14 protein-coding genes are annotated in these 14,790 nt (G+C 69.2%); 6 read left to right on the forward strand and 8 right to left on the reverse strand.

From position 1 onward, the window contains the following. Positions 1–113: 113 nt before the first annotated feature. Positions 114–1,613 carry an MFS transporter gene (locus ACFXJL_RS14835; RefSeq protein ID WP_384692394.1) on the reverse strand — a complete coding sequence of 500 codons (1,500 nt, stop codon included), beginning with the start codon at positions 1,611–1,613 and terminating at the stop codon, positions 114–116. A gap of 149 nt (positions 1,614–1,762) precedes the next feature. Between ACFXJL_RS14835 and ACFXJL_RS14840 the strand changes: the two genes are divergently transcribed. Continuing rightward, the gene (locus ACFXJL_RS14840) at positions 1,763–2,506 is read left to right on the forward strand and encodes a VWA domain-containing protein (protein ID WP_329017265.1); all 744 of its coding nucleotides are present in this window, start codon (positions 1,763–1,765) and stop codon (positions 2,504–2,506) included. 98 nt (positions 2,507–2,604) lie between these two features. Here ACFXJL_RS14840 and ACFXJL_RS14845 read toward each other — a convergent pair whose 3' ends face one another. Beyond that, entirely contained in the window at positions 2,605–2,979 is a 375-nt protein-coding gene (locus ACFXJL_RS14845; RefSeq protein ID WP_384692397.1) for a hypothetical protein, read from the reverse strand. A gap of 69 nt (positions 2,980–3,048) precedes the next feature. On the opposite strand from ACFXJL_RS14845, the gene ACFXJL_RS14850 reads away from it, so the two are divergent. Beyond that, positions 3,049–3,540 carry a pyridoxamine 5'-phosphate oxidase family protein gene (locus ACFXJL_RS14850; protein WP_358877723.1) on the forward strand — a complete coding sequence of 164 codons (492 nt, stop codon included), beginning with the start codon at positions 3,049–3,051 and terminating at the stop codon, positions 3,538–3,540. Positions 3,541–3,671: 131 nt separating this feature from the next. Here the strand turns inward: ACFXJL_RS14850 and ACFXJL_RS14855 are convergent, their stop codons facing one another. Continuing rightward, complete coding sequence (locus ACFXJL_RS14855; protein WP_358877722.1) at positions 3,672–4,532, reverse strand: hypothetical protein; 861 nt, start codon at positions 4,530–4,532, stop codon at positions 3,672–3,674. 172 nt (positions 4,533–4,704) lie between these two features. Between ACFXJL_RS14855 and ACFXJL_RS14860 the strand changes: the two genes are divergently transcribed. Further along, positions 4,705–5,022, forward strand: coding sequence for a hypothetical protein (locus tag ACFXJL_RS14860; RefSeq protein WP_384692401.1), 318 nt, complete (start codon positions 4,705–4,707; stop codon positions 5,020–5,022). A 21-nt stretch (positions 5,023–5,043) separates the two neighbouring features. Here ACFXJL_RS14860 and ACFXJL_RS14865 read toward each other — a convergent pair whose 3' ends face one another. Together ACFXJL_RS14865 and ACFXJL_RS14870 are read right to left on the reverse strand one after the other, a co-directional pair. Continuing rightward, entirely contained in the window at positions 5,044–5,808 is a 765-nt protein-coding gene (locus ACFXJL_RS14865) for an ankyrin repeat domain-containing protein (RefSeq protein ID WP_384692404.1), read from the reverse strand. Between the two features lie 23 nt (positions 5,809–5,831). Continuing rightward, complete coding sequence (locus ACFXJL_RS14870) at positions 5,832–6,728, reverse strand: hypothetical protein (RefSeq protein WP_384692407.1); 897 nt, start codon at positions 6,726–6,728, stop codon at positions 5,832–5,834. 243 nt (positions 6,729–6,971) lie between these two features. Here ACFXJL_RS14870 and ACFXJL_RS14875 point away from each other — a divergent pair, with 243 nt between their 5' ends. After that, positions 6,972–7,739: a serine protease gene (locus ACFXJL_RS14875; protein WP_358877718.1), complete on the forward strand. Its 768-nt coding sequence runs from the start codon at positions 6,972–6,974 to the stop codon at positions 7,737–7,739. Positions 7,740–7,958: 219 nt separating this feature from the next. Then, positions 7,959–11,057, forward strand: coding sequence for an endo-alpha-N-acetylgalactosaminidase family protein (locus ACFXJL_RS14880; RefSeq protein WP_384692411.1), 3,099 nt, complete (start codon positions 7,959–7,961; stop codon positions 11,055–11,057). Between the two features lie 7 nt (positions 11,058–11,064). On the opposite strand, the gene ACFXJL_RS14885 is transcribed toward ACFXJL_RS14880, so the two are convergent. Both ACFXJL_RS14885 and ACFXJL_RS14890 read right to left on the reverse strand, forming a co-directional pair. Continuing rightward, complete coding sequence (locus ACFXJL_RS14885) at positions 11,065–11,871, reverse strand: MBL fold metallo-hydrolase (protein WP_384692413.1); 807 nt, start codon at positions 11,869–11,871, stop codon at positions 11,065–11,067. Between the two features lie 5 nt (positions 11,872–11,876). Further along, a complete protein-coding gene (locus ACFXJL_RS14890; RefSeq protein ID WP_384692416.1) occupies positions 11,877–13,379 on the reverse strand; it encodes a purine-cytosine permease family protein in 1,503 nt (500 codons plus the stop codon). Positions 13,380–13,461: 82 nt separating this feature from the next. Here ACFXJL_RS14890 and ACFXJL_RS14895 point away from each other — a divergent pair, with 82 nt between their 5' ends. Beyond that, entirely contained in the window at positions 13,462–14,088 is a 627-nt protein-coding gene (locus ACFXJL_RS14895) for a TetR family transcriptional regulator C-terminal domain-containing protein (RefSeq protein ID WP_358877714.1), read from the forward strand. Between the two features lie 88 nt (positions 14,089–14,176). Here ACFXJL_RS14895 and ACFXJL_RS14900 read toward each other — a convergent pair whose 3' ends face one another. Next, positions 14,177–14,593 carry an ATP-binding protein gene (locus ACFXJL_RS14900; protein WP_384692419.1) on the reverse strand — a complete coding sequence of 139 codons (417 nt, stop codon included), beginning with the start codon at positions 14,591–14,593 and terminating at the stop codon, positions 14,177–14,179. Positions 14,594–14,790: the final 197 nt, after the last annotated feature.

Consider the following 14,790-nt stretch of genomic DNA (forward strand, 5'->3'; position numbering starts at 1 on the left):
TACAACGGCGTGCGGAACTAGCGCGGCGCCTGCCCCGTCCCCGACCGGACCTGGGCAGGCGTCGCATCGCTTTTTCGCGCAGTCCCTCTCCGGTACGACACGGGCCCGAGCCGTCAGGCGCTCGGCACGGGCTCGGGACCCGGTTCGGGCTCCCGTGACACCGACGGCTGCGGCCCGTCCGCTCGGTTCGCGCCCGGTCGCAGCAGCCGGTGGACCAGCACGGCCGCCAGGGCGAGGACCAGCGCGATCCCCGTCACCACCCACTGCCAGGCGTCGGTGAACTCGCCCGCCGCCTCCGGGCGCTGCCCCGCCGTCACCCCGGCCGTGAGCCCGCGATCACCGGTCCGGGCATCCACCAGGGTCACCAGCAGGGATCCGAAGCCCGCCATGACCAGGGCGCCCGCCCCACCGCGGGCCGTGCCGAGCAGCCCCGAAGCCATGCCCACGCGTTCCGGGGCGACCGCCCCGAGCGCCTGGACCTCGATCTGTCCGAGTGCCAGCCCGTTGCCCGTGCCGATCAGCAGCAGGGGAGCGGCCAGCCGGGTGAGCCCCGCGTCCGGGGCGAGGGCGAGGGCGAGCCAGAGGTTGCCCGCGGCCGTCAGCAGCAGGGCTCCGAGGATCAGGTGCCGCGCGGGCAGTCCACGGGCGACGAGCCGCCCGCCCACAGTGGGGAAGACGAAGACCGGAGCGGTCGCCATCAGCAGGACCAGCCCTGCGCCCTGGGCGGAGAGCCCGCCCGTGCCCTGGAGGTAGGTGGGCAGGAAGACCAGTACCCCGACCGAGCCCGCGGTGATGAACACCGCCCCGACCAGCCATCCGGAGAACGCACGGTCGCGCACCAGAGTCAGCTCCAGGACGGGGTGGTCGCTGCGGCGTTCGACGGCCACGAAGACCGCGAGGAGCGCCAGGCCCCCCAGCAGCGGGATGAGGACCGCCGCACTGGTCCAACCCGACTGCGAGCCCTGGGTGACGGCGAACATCAGCAGCGCCAGGCCGGCGATGAAGCTCGCCACCCCCGGCCGGTCGACACGGGGCCGCACGGCCGCCCGTGACTCCGGTATCAGTCGACCGGCGAGCAGGATCAGCGCGCCTGCGACTCCGAAGACCAGGAAGGACGAGCGCCAGCCGAGCCCTCCGACCAGCCATCCCGACAGCGTCGGACCGATCGCCAGCCCCACGCCCGCGGTGGTGCCCACGGCGGCGAACGCCCGTGCCCGGGCGGGGCCTTCGAAGACGGTGGCGATGATCGCGCCCCCGCCGGCCATCACCGCGGCTCCGCCGACGCCCGCGATCGTGCGGGCCACATCGAGCACCAGCACATCGGGCGCGGCGGCGGAGCCGAGGATTCCGGCTGCGTAGAGGAAGGCTCCGAGCGCGTACACCCTCCGACGGCCGAAGAGATCGCCGAGTGAGCCGGCCACCAGCATCGTGGACGAGGCGGCCAGCATGTATCCGGTGACCACCCACTGGAGGGCCGCGCCGGATGCGTCGAGGTCCCGGCCGATCTCGGGCAGGGCGACGGAGGTTCCCGTCATCCCCATCGGCAGGGAGAGATAGCCGAAGAGGACGATGAGCAGGGTCAGCAGGGGGCGGGACGGCCGTGGTGGGGTCATGCGCCCATCGTTCAACCTCAACTTTGCTTGAGGTCAACCCCATTGTCGTCGGCCATCGGTCCGATGTCGTACGTATGACGTAATCTCGGGTGCACTGTCGATCTATGGGGACGTCTGCCGGGGGCGGCGGACGAAGGGGGAGCAGCGCCATGGCCGTACTGCGCACTGCCGGGGGACCGGCGATCAGTCTTCAGAAGGTCGAGCAGCGGGCGCCCGCTCTGGTCAGCCTCTACAAGTCGGCCGGGGTCTCCCTGCGCAAGCACCGTCTCGACGGCCATCGCGTCGCCGTCTACCTGGTGTTGGACTACTCCGGCTCGATGAAGGACTACTACCGGGACGGCAGCGTCCAGGCGCTCGCCGACCGGGTGCTCGGGCTCTCGGCCAACCTCGATGACGACGGCATCGTCCCGGTGGTCTTCTTCTCCACCGATGTCGACGCGGTGACCGACATCGCCCTGGACAACCACCGCGGGCGGGTCGCCCAGATAGTCGCCGGCCTCGGGCACATGGGGAAGACGAGCTACCACCTGGCGATGGACGCGGTGATCGACCACTACATCGACAGCGGGTCGACCGCACCCGCCCTGGTGGTCTTCCAGACGGACGGCGGCCCGATCAACAAGCTCGCGGCCGAGCGGTACGTCTGCAAGGCGGCGAAGCTTCCGCTGTTCTGGCAGTTCGTCGGCTTCGGCAACACGCGCAGCACCCAGTTCGACTTCCTGCGCAAACTCGATGAACTGGCGGTGCCGGACAAGCGGCCCGTGGACAACGCCGGTTACTTCCACGCGGGTCTCGACCCCCGCCAGGTGCCGGACGGGGAACTGTACGACCGGCTTGTGGGCGAGTTTCCGCGCTGGCTTGCCGCCGCGCGGGCACAGGGCATCGTCGGCTGAGCGCACCCATCCACCCGGCCGCGCCCCTTCGTCGCTGAGGGAACGGTCAGCGCTGGTCGGGCACGACTGCTGGGGGAGGGGTCACCGGATGTCGGCGGTCACTTCCCCGCAACCCAGTGGTTGTAGACCTCGTACTGGGTCGGCTCCTGCTCGGGAGCGCTCCAGCCGAGCCGTTCCGTGACCGGCATCATCACCGTGAAGAACTTCTCCATGGCCTCCTTGGACTCCCAGAGGTCATAGACCTCGATACCGGTCGAGGCGGCCACGCACACATGGGTGAGGCAGCCGGCGAAGGTGTCGCCCGGCAGCGCCTGGAGTTCCTTGTTGAGCGCGTCGTACTGCTCGGTGGTGACACCGGGCATGGTGGCGTGCATCAGGATCGCCATCACAACCTCCTGATCGGGGTCGGGGGTCAGCGTCCTCCCCACCGCCGCCCGGGCGGTACGCCCACCTTCCAGGACAGCACGATTCATCCACGGGTGTTTCACCGACACCGGCAAAACCGGACAGGAGATGTCGGGATTTCATGGTGAGGTGACGTCATGACTGCACAAGCCCCCGCGGTCGGCTCCTCGTGGGCCGACTTCCAGCACGCCGAACCCGACTTCGCCCAGACCGTGCAGGCGCGCTTCGCACGCCACCGCCACCATGTCCTCGCCACCCTGCGCAAGGACGGATCGCCGAGGGTGACGGGGCTTGAAGTGATCTTCCGCGAGGGACAGCTCTGGCTGGGGATGATGCCCGACTCGCTCAAGGCCCGGGACCTCGTACGAGACCCACGGCTGGCTCTGCACGCCAACCCGGGCACGGACGACTCGATGGACGGGGGAGACGTCAAGCTGTCCGGACGGGCGGTGGAGATCACCGACCCCGAGGAGTTGGCCCGGTTCGCCGAGGCGATCGAGCATCCGCTGCCGTTCCATCTCTTCCGGGTGGAACTCGCGGATGTGGTGCGGACCTCGGTGGAGGGCGACGAGATGGTGCTGCGGTCCTGGCGGCCGGGCGAGGAGTTGACGGTGCGTCGCCGCCGTTGATCCGGCGCACTCCTGGCACAGAGGACCCCGGCCGCTCGGGCGGCACACGGGGGACGCGGCGGGAGCGCCGGGTGGATCACGGTCTCTGGATGCCGGGCGGGCGGGCCCGCCCGGCTCTGTACGGTACGGCGCTATCGCCCTGGCCGGTCCGGGAGTCCCACCGGGTTCGGGAAGCGCAGCACCTTGGCGACCGCGTCCGCGAGTGGGGTCAGGGTCTCGGCGATCAGATGCAGATCGGCGCCGGCCCACGGTCGGGCGGACACCCGGTCGGTGGTGTCCTCGATCGCCGCGTGCAGGCGCCGACCGTCCTCGGTGGCCCGGCCGTCCGGGGTCAGCAGCCCCCGCTCCTTGAGGCGTTGCCCCGCCTCTTCCCACTCCGTGTCGCTCCAGCCGCGGTAGGGCTGGAGCTCACTGCGCGGCAGGTCGATGCCCGTGCGCAGTAGCAGGATCTCGCAGCCGTCGAGGTCGGCCGCGGTCTGTGCGGCCACGTACCCGTCACCGCGGTGTTCGCGCAGGACGGTCGCCGCGTGCCACAGGCGGTCGAGCGGGTCCTTGGGCCAGGGGAGCGCTGCGTTCGCCGCTGCGAGGGTGCGACCCGCGCAGTCGGGGGCGGCTGCGACCTCGGACAGCAACTCGGCTGCCTGCTCGCTCCGTTCCTCCTGGCCCGCGAGGAGGCGGGTCAGGGCGGCCCGCGCGCCTTCGCGCCGTACGTCGAGCGCCTCGGACGGGGTGATCTGGGCCCAGACGGAGGGCAGTGCTTCCGCGACCATCGTGGGCGCGTAAGAGCAGAACGCCCCCGTCGCCGCTCCGGCGCCCACGGTGCCCAGCGGCGCCGACCGACCGGCGAAGTAGCCGCGCCAGAAGCCGCGTAGCCCGGCCTCCTCGAACACGGAGGTGCCTTCCGGGGTGAAGTACGTGACGGAGTGGATCGGTTCGAAGAGAAGCCAGAGATCACGGGACGTGACGGTCTTGGTGCTCACGGTAGTGGTCATGAGGGCATTGTGCCGCCACTCGTCGGGTGTTAGTACCTCTTGTCCGAATACGACTGACCTGGTGCGATCATCTGAACCATGAGCAGACACAGAGAAGAACAAAAGCAAAGAAGAGTGTTGGGACTTCTCGCAGGTGTGTCCCTTTTCCGTCGTAGTGCTCCCCGGGATCTCCATGCCGGGGGGCTTTTCGTTCGCCGCGTTGGTGATCCCCTTCGCGCTGTTCGTGATCTTCAACCAACTGATCAGCATATGGCCCGAGAACATCAGGACCGCGCCTCCCCTGAGGGTCCTCCTGCTCGCGACGATAGGACTCGTCCAGGACTTCCTGATCTGGCTGTTGGTCTCCTGGGTCGCGGACACGATGGACCTGTCCCTGGCGATCGACGGAGTTCTCCCGATGGTGTGGGGTGCGTTCATCGTCAGGTTGACGGCGCTGGCCTGCCTCGCGCTGCCGTCCCGTGCCGCCGCCGATGAAGCCGAGCGCGCATAGCCGGGTGTTCGCGCCCTTCCCTCATCCCGTGCGCTCGCCCAGTGCTTCTTCCAGCAGTGCGCCGATGGTCCGGTGTCCGGTCTCCCGCTCCTTACCGGCGAAGGGCTCGTCGTTCCGCAGCAACTCCACCACCACCGTCTCGACTCCGCCCGGGCCCGTCTCCCGGCGGGTCACGGCACGGTGGCCCTCGCCATGAGTGCGTACCAGTTCGGTGTGCAGGTCCTCGGCCACATCGCGGTCCAGCCACCGACGGGCCTCGGTCAGCGCCACCCGCTGGCCGGGCTCGCTCACTCCGTGCTCCAGCAGCACCCGTACGACGGCGGGCGACCCCCGGCGCACCGCCGCGACCACGGGCGATACCCCCTGTTCTGGGGCGAGTTCGGAGTCGGCGCCAAAGCGCAGCAGCACATCAGCGGTGGCCACATGGCCGCCCTCCACCGCGCCCAGCAGGGCGGTCCCCCCGAATTCCTCACGGCTGTTGGGCCGCGCCCCGGCTTCGAGGAGGGCTCGTACGGTCTCGGCATGGCCCCAGATCGCGGCCCCGCACAGCGGTAGTTCCCCCGCCTGTGGCCCACTGCCCCGGTTGGGGTCGGCGCCGGCGGCCAGGAGTCGACGTACGATCCCCGGCTGATCCTGGACGGATGCCAGGTGCAACGCGGTCTGGTCGTCCTCGTCGGTCGTCTCCGCACTCACGCCGCTGCCGAGCAGCGCGACGACGGCGTCCTCATCACCCCGAAGGACAGCCGTGAACAACGCGTCGGACCCTGCTGCCACTTGGTGTGTCATGGCCGGAGCCTACGAGGGATCGCTCAGGTGTCGCATTCGAGAATCGAGCGGCACAGGCCGCAGCGGGCCCGGGTGTGTCCGCGGACGGGGAGGCGGATGCGCTGGTGGCAGGTCGGGCAGGGGAAGGAGACCCGCGGCCCCTGCGGTCCCGACTCGAAGGCATAGGGGTGCAGCCCGTTCGCCCGGTCCTGCTCCGGGTGTTCCAGCGCCTGGCGGCGGTCCTTGGCGTAGCGGTGTCTCGCGGTCCAGCCCGAGGTGGTCAGCGGCGGCTGTCGGGCCTCGCGCAGCGCCAGTGCGCGCCCCTTCGTGTACGCGGTGTACCCCTGTGGGCTGGTGAACCACGTTGCCGGGTCTTCGTGAAGGAAAAGCGCACGTTTGGCAATGACATAGCCGAACTCCTCGGGTGTCAGATAGCCCAGTTTCTGGCTGGAAACCCGGTCCTCGCGGAAGGCGTCGAGCAGCAGCCAGCCGGCGCCCAGATAGGTCGTCACGGTGTCGGTGAGGATCTCGTTGTCGTGGGTGTCGGGGAACGACAGATCCAGTCGGTGCAGCCAGACATGGGTGATCTCATGGGCCAGGGCGGCGCCGACGTCCCGCCGGTGTCGGCGGAAGCGGTCGTTGAGTTCGATGAAGTACTCAGGTCCCGCGGTCAGTTCCACCGTCGCCGCGTGAGGCATCTCCCGAAAGCTCACCACCATCCGGGCGTCCGGTAGTCGCAGATGGTTGACCAGCGCTTGGGCGACGGTCTGGGCTCCCAGATGTAGATCGTCGTCATCCGAGAAGGCCACGTCGGCGGCGAGGACGCTCGATGCGTAGGCGAGCAGCCCATCGGGTGCGAGGCGTCGGTGGAGTGCGGTGATCGCTCGCCGCACGGTGTCGAGATGGGGGAAGCCGTGGACGACTTCATTGCCCTTCGCCATCAGATGTTCCGCTCCTGACCCGCGCCCCCGAGGCGTCCCCTCCATGGGTCAACTGTACGAAGACTCACCCCTGAAGCGCCTTGCTGACATGGCTGAAAATTGCTCCTTGTGGCACCGCTGATCGACTGCTCATAATCCGGATCACCGCTTGTCGGGCTCATGACAGCACAGGTCCAACAGTGAGGTGTGCGGTCATCGCCCGATGGGAGCGCAATTTCTCAACCCCCCACGAAGGGCAGTCCGTTGAATCTTCTGCGTACCCTCAAGAGATCCGCTGCGGCCGGCGCCGTCCTCCTCGCCGCCGTCAGCCTCCAGCCCAGCACCGCATCCGCCGCCGCCCCGCCCGTCGTCGGTGGCACCCGCGCCGCCCAGGGTGAATTCCCCTTCATGGTGCGGCTCTCCATGGGCTGTGGCGGATCCCTGATCAGCCCGCAGGTCGTACTGACCGCCGCCCACTGTGTGAACGGCTCCGGACCCAACACCACCATCACCGCCACCGCGGGCGTCGTCGACCTCCAGAGCCCCAGTGCGATCAAGGTCCGCTCCACCAAGGTCCTCCAGGCGCCCGGCTACAACGGCACGGGCAAGGACTGGGCGCTGGTCAAGCTGGCCCAGCCGATCAACCTGCCCACCCTCAAGCTCGCCGAGACCGCCACGTACAACACCGGCACCTTCACCATCGCCGGTTGGGGTGCGGCCCGTGAAGGCGGTCCGCAGCAGCGCTACCAGCTCAAGGCCCAGGTTCCGTTCGTCTCCGACGCCAGTTGCCAGCGCTCCTACCCGAGCCTGGTCGCCCGCGAGGAGATCTGCGCCGGATACACCTCGGGCGGCACCGACACCTGCCAGGGTGACTCCGGCGGCCCCATGTTCCGCCGCGACAACGCCAACGCCTGGGTGCAGGTCGGCATAGTCAGCTGGGGCCAGGGCTGCGCACGGCCCAACTACCCCGGCGTCTACACCGAGGTCTCCCACTTCGCCGCCACCATCAAGTCGGCCGCGGCCACCCTCTAGGCAGTGTCAGTCAAGTCCCGCCATCTCCCCGCAGGGCAGGGCGCACCAGGCGGGATTCGTCAGCCACGGGCCAGGGGCCTTCTCTCGGCAAGAAGGCTTCACTTCGCTGCAGAACGTTAGCTCCGGGACGGCGGGGGCTGGTGTGGTTAAGTCCAACACCTGCCCCCGCTTTGTCCATGGGCCACGCCCGTTCGTCACGGCCAGATTGACGTGAACCGCATGACCGTGACGAGGAGGACGAGCGTGTACGCAGAAGATCGCGGGCCCAGTCGTAGAACCGTGGTGGCCGCCACCGCCCTCGCCGGAGCCGGCACGGCCCTCGGTGCCTCGGGCACCGCGTCCGCCTCCCCGACCGGACCCGCCGAAACCGTTCTGCGCTCCGCCGAACTCGACGTCACCGTGGACAGCGGCTTCCCGCGCATCCTGGCGTACACCCACCGCGAGTCCGGCGCCCGGCTGTACGGCCAGGAGGACCCGATCACCTCCGTACTGATCGACTCGGTGGCCCGCACCCCGGAGCGCGTCACCGCCCGCGCCCGCCGCGACCACGTCTCCTACACCCTCGGCTTCGGCCCCACCGAGATCGACGTGGAGATCCGCGTCGACGGCTGGCAGGTCCACTGGCGCGTCACCCGGATCGAGGACAGCGGCGCACTGCCCGTGGGCACCCTCCAGATCCCGGACCTCGCACTGCTCTCCGTCCGCAGCGACCAGCCCGGCGCCGTCCTCCACGCCGCCCGCATCCACCTCGACAAGGCCGCCAGCGGCGACACCCTCGTCCGGCTCACACCCCAGACCCCCGCGGAGGCCCGCGCCACCGGCTGCGCGTACGCCGTCGTCGCCCATGACCGACTCGGCGGGGCGATCGAGACCAACACCGTCTGGGACAAACCCACCAGCGCGGCCGGCACCACCTGGGAGAACGGCCGGCTCTGGCGCCAGACACTGGTCCGCGACGGCTATGTGAAGGCCCAACTCGCCCCCGGCCAGTGGACCCATCGCGCGGCCACCGCACCCGCCGACGCCACCGAACCCCTCCCGTACGCCACCGTCGTCATCACCCGGGACCGCGGCGGCGACGGCATCGTCGACTGGCAGGACGCCGCGATCGCCTTCCGGGACATCATGGTCACCCCACTGGGAGCCGACGAACAGCATCTGCGCGTGGTGCCCCACATCCCGTTCAACTTCGCCTCCCAGGCGACCAACCCCTTCCTCGCCACCCTCGACCAGGTGAAACGCATCTCCCTGGCGACGGACGGGCTACGGCAGTACACCCTCCTCAAGGGGTACCAGTCGGAGGGTCACGACTCCGCCCACCCCGACTACGCCGGCAACCACAACAAGCGCGCGGGCGGACTGACCGATCTCAACACCCTGCTCCGCGAAGGGCAGAAGTGGAACAGCGACTTCGGTGTGCACGTCAACGCCACCGAGTCCTATCCGGTCGCCAACGCCTTCTCCGAGACGCTCGTCGACAAGTCCAACGAGCAGTGGGACTGGCTGGACCAGTCGTACCGCATCGACCAGCGGCGCGACCTGGTCAGCGGTGACATCGTGCGGCGCTTCGCCGATCTGCGCGCCGAAACCCATCCCGCCCTGAACATGCTGTACATCGATGTCTTCCGCGAATCCGGCTGGACCTCCGACCGGCTCCAGCGCGCCCTGCGCGACCAGGGGTGGCAGATCACCACCGAGTGGGGCCACGGCCTGGAACGCTCGGCGCTGTGGGCGCACTGGGCGACCGAGATCGACTACGGCCCCGACACCTCCCGCGGCATCAACTCCCGACTGATCCGCTTCATCCGCAACCATCAGAAGGATGTCTTCGCCGACAAGTGGCCGACCCTGCTGGGCATCCCGCGCACCAGCAACTTCGAGGGCTGGGTCGGCAAGATCGACTGGCCCGCCTTCTACGAACTGATCTGGACCCACTCCCTGCCCGCGAAGTACCTCCAGGCGCACCCCATCAAGCGGTGGGACGAGCACGAGATCACCTTCTTCGGCCCCACCTCGGTCTCGGACGCCGACGGCAGCCGCAAGATCACCACGGACGGCCGTCTGGTCTACCGTGGCGGAACGTATCTCCTCCCCTGGGAGCCGCGCCGGGCCACCGACCCCACCAAGCTCTACCACTACAACCCCACGGGCGGCACCAGCGAATGGCGTCTGCCCCGCGGCTGGCAGCGCCGCTCCCGCGTGGCGCTCTACCGCCTCACCGACCAGGGCCGCGAACACATCGAGGACCTACGAGTGCGCAGTGGCGGCCGGATCACCATCGACGCCGAGCCGGGACAGCCGTACGTCGTCCACCGCACCCGACAGCCCGCGCAGCCCGATCCCGACTGGGGTCAGGCGACCCCCCTCCACGACCCCGGGTTCACCTCGGGGAGCCTCGACGGCTGGCGGACCACCGGCCCCGCGTCGGTCGCCCTGAGCGCGATCGGGGACTACGAACTGGTGATCGCGGCCGGCGCGGCGGCGACCGTCAGCCAGCGGCTGACCCGGCTGAAACCCGGCAGTTACGCGGCCTCCGTGCAGGTCGAGATCGGTGCGACCGCCGGCGAACGCCGCCGCGCCAGCCTGGAGGTGCGTACGTCCGACGGGGTACGGGCCGAGAACTGGACCGACATCTCCACGGCCGTCAACTACGTGGCGGCGGACCGCAAGCACGGCACGCGCTTCCAGCGGATGTTCACCCACTTCACGGTCCCCGAGGGCGGCGGCCCCCTCACCCTCAGCCTGCGTGCCGCTGCCGGTGAAGCCCGCGTCCGCTTCGACAACGTCCGCATCGTCGCCGCCCGCCCCACCCGCCCCACCCGCAAACCGGGCACCGTGGCGTACGAGGACTTCGAGAACGTGCCCCAGGGCTGGGGCGTCTTCGTCAAGGGCGACGCGGGCGGCGCCACCGACCCACGCACCCACATCGCCCAACGCCACGCCCCCTTCACCCAGCGGGGCTGGAACGGCAAGGCGATCGACGACGTCATCGACGGCACCGAGTCCCTGAAGTCCCGCGGTGAGAACGAGGGCCTGGTCTACCGCACGGTCCAGCACCTGGTGCGCTTCGAGCCGGGCAGGCGCTACCGGGTGCAGTTCCGCTACGAGAACGAGAAGGCGGGGGAGTACGCCTGGATCACCGGCGTCGACACCCGCGAACTCGACCGCGCTCCGATCCCGGTGGCCACCGAACCCACCCTGTGGAGCCATGAGTTCACCGCACCCGACGAGGGCGAGGCATGGGTGGGGCTGCGGAAGATCGGAGGCGCCTGGGGGTCGGAGTTCGTCCTGGACGCCTTCGAGGTGTGGGAGGTCTAGGCGGCGCTCACTGCGCCGCCGGGGTCTCCGGGGGCGCCTGTCCACCGCGGAACAGTAGATACGCGTCGATGATCTCGCGCATCCGCTCAGCACCGAAGCTCGCCCCGTGACCGGCGTGGACGAGGTCGATGTCGAGCCGGCGCAGCCTCTTCATGGTCGCGATGTACTGACCGATGTCGGAGCCCGCCAGCGTGTCGAGGAGTTCATCGTCGTAGAGGACGTCGCCGGAGAAGAGGACGCGCCGCTCCTCGTCGTACAGACCGATGCTTCCGGGGGTGTGACCGGGTAGGTGGAGTACGCGCAACTGCCGGTCGCCCAGATCGATGGTGTCGCCCTCCTCCAACTGCCGGGTGATCGAAACCGGACGCAGTCGGTAGGCGAGGGGGTCGTAGTCCGCGGTGGGCAGGGCGTTGATCAGCACCGGAGGGAGTTCCGCTGCTCCGTCGGGATCTCCGCCGAGGGTGTCGTTCACGACTCGGGCGAGGAGGGAGCCGCGACCGGGTGTGTCGACCGGCTCGGCCGGGTGCGCCCAGCACTCGGCGAACTCATGGGCCGAGCCCATGTGGTCGAGATGGGCGTGGGTGAGGACGACGACCGGCTCACGCTCGCCGAAGAGGTCCGGCAGTGCCTCCCGCAGGGAGGCGACCCCGAGTCCGGCGTCGATGAGCAGATCGTGGCGGGTGCCGCGCAGATGCCAGGTGTTGGCGCTGAGCAGCGGGTCCACATGGGGCTCTTGGATCAGTGTCAGCGACTCGTCGACGGGGGTGACGGTGTACCAGCGGTCGGCGACGGGCAGCGCGGTGGCGGCGGACATACGGGTCAGTTCTCCTTGCTGGTGGTGCTGGTGGTGCTCGTCGTGACCGCGTGGTCCAAGGGAGCGGTCCGGTTGCGGGCGACGGCGTACTGCGCCGGGTAGAGGGTCCTGACCAGTACGAGGTAGAGACAGGCGGCGACGGTCGGCCCGAAGACGAAGGTGAGGTCGGCGCCACCGAGGGCCGAGGCGATGGGCCCGGTGAACAGCGTGGTGTTCATGCACAGGGCCCCGACGGTGGTGCCGGCCACCAGTGCCGTACAGCCCGCCCAGTTGGTACCGGCCGAGAACCAGTACGGCCCCTGTGGGGACTCGTCGTGCAACTCCACACCGTCATAGCGGTTGTGCCGCATGAGGAGGTCGGAGGCGATGATCGCGATCCACGGCCCGGCGAAGGCGACCGAGAGTTCGAGGATATTGCTCAGGGCGTCGGTGAAGTCGGAGATGAACAGCGCGTAGCAGGCGATCGCGGTACCGAGCAGACCGCACAGCAGAACGGTGGCCATGCGGGGCAGCCGCAGCCCGACCGACTGGAGACAGAGGCCCGAACTGTAGAGGGTGATCACGTTGTTGGTGATCGAGCCGATGACGATCACCAGCAGGAAGACCGGGTAGAACCAGCCCGGCAGGATCGTGGCCAGCGACTTCTGGGCGTCGGCCATGTCGACGACGCTGCCGGCCAGCACGCCCACCGACCCGAGCAGAACGGCCGGGATGAATCCGCCGAGTGCGGTCCAGGTGGCGACGGCCTTGCGGGAGGTGTCCGCGGGCAGATAGCGGGCGTAGTCGGGGCTGATGGCCCAGGACAGCGGGGACGAGGCGGTCAGGGCGATACCCGCGGTGATCACGGCCCAGAGCGCACCGCCGGACAGCGCCGACTCGGCGGCGGGTGCGTAGTTCCAGTCGGCCTTGGTGAGGACGAAGCCGCCGAGGACGGCCATGCACAGGGCGAGTGCGGTGGTGATGGCGCCGCTCACCTTGAGGATGGTGTCGTACCCGTACACGCTGATCGTCAGGGTGAGAGCGGCGATCAGCAGCACGATCACGATCTGTACGGGCCGCTGGGCGGCAAGGCCCACCTGTTCGGTGAACGCAAAGGCGGCGAGCCCTCCCACCGAGAGGTTGATGGCGCCGTACGCGATGAAGCTGGGCCAGCTGAACAGCCCGACGATGACCCGGTTGCCCAGGGTTCCGAACATGGCTCGGGTGATGACCCCGCTGGGCGTTCCCGACACCGGGCCGCTGGTGGCGAGCAGGCCGATGGCCGCCCAGAACAGATTGCCCACGACGACCACGGCGAGGCCCTGCCACACGGTCAGTCCGAAGACGATCAGCAGGCCGCCGAGGATGATGTACAGGTAGTTGACGCTGGCGAAGGCCCAGATGCGGACCAACTCGCGGGGGTGGCCGTGGCGTTCGTCGTCGGGGATGCGGTCGATGCCGCGGCTTTCGATCTTTCCGAACGCGTTGGCGCTCGTTCTCTCCGGGTCTGTCTGCTCGGCTATGGGCATGGGACGCTCCTGAACTGGTGCAGAGCCTTATTGAGCATGTGCTCAATTGCCTGTTGAGCGAGCAGTCAATAGAGTCCTCCCCGTGACGTCAACCCCTAGAGCCAAAGTCCGTCGAAAGTCCGCCGAAGACCGGCGCGCGGAGATCGTGGCCGCAGCCTCGGCCTTAGCCCTGAGCGAGGGGCTGGAACACATCACGCTCCGGAGCGTCGCTGACCGGCTGGGGGTGGCGGGCAGCCTGGTCAGCCACTACTTCCCAGCGGTGGACAGCCTGCTCGCCGAAGCGTTCACGGCAGCCGCCGTGGCGGAGAGCCGCGAGATCGACGCCGTCGTCGAGACGGCCGATCTCCCGGTCGACCGGCTGCTCGCGCTGCTGCGGTTCCACACCGCCGGAGATCGCGACCGGATGAACCTGCTCTGGCTTGACGCCTGGCGGCTGGGCCGCAAACGGCCCGCACTGCACAGCGCGGTCGCCGCCCAGATGGCGGCGGACGTCGGCCAACTCGTCGGCCTGATCGACGAGGGCATCCGGTCCGGCGACTTCACCACCGCCGACCCCCGGGTCAGCGCCTCGCGCATCCTCGCCGTACTCGACGGGCTGAGCGTCCAGGCCGCCATGCGCAAGGCCGTCAACTACGGCACGGTCGAAGAGCTGGTCTTCATCGTCGCGGAACGCGAACTCGGCCTGCCGGTGGGGGCTTTCACCTCGTAGGGTGCGCGCCCGGTCCGTACACACCTCGGGCACACGCCTGTGCCCCTGGCCGTACGTCGGATCATGACCATGGCCAGGGGCACGTACCTCATCCGCTGGACAGCTCCGGGAGGGTCAGCTCGGCCCAGACGATCTTCCCGGGACCAGTGCGCGAGGCGACGCCCCAGGCATCGGAGAGAGCCGCCACCAGCGGAAGCCCCCTGCCTCCTGTCGCATCCGCCGCGGGTACGGTCAGCCGCGGCCGTACGTCGGAAGCGTCATGCACTTCGATCCGCACCCCGCGCCAGAGCGGCAGATAGCGGGTCTCAATGTCCCGCCCGGGTACGCGTGCGTGCCGCACGGCATTGGTCAGCAACTCCGAAAGCACGATCAGCGCGGCCTGCTCGATCGGTGCCAGTCCCCAGCCGTTCAGAACGTCCCGGAATTCGGCCCGTGCCTGCCCGACACTGCGGGGCGTCGGACGCCATCGGGACAGGGTGAAGGCACCGCCGCAGGTGTCGCTCATGGGGCGACCTCCACAACGCCGTTGGAAGCTGCCTTTTGCGTCATCGAAGGCGGATCTTCGGACGTTGGCAAGGCAGATGGGTGAACAGCGGTGAAGTGGTCGATAGCGTTGGTCATGCCGACGCTCCTTTCAAGCGTTGGCCAATGCCCCCGCACCGCTTACCCGGTTGCGGGGGTTCTCGTTGTGGCCAGATATGT

The organism is Streptomyces sp. NPDC059256 (assembly GCF_042753785.1).
Taxonomy (GTDB): domain Bacteria; phylum Actinomycetota; class Actinomycetes; order Streptomycetales; family Streptomycetaceae; genus Streptomyces.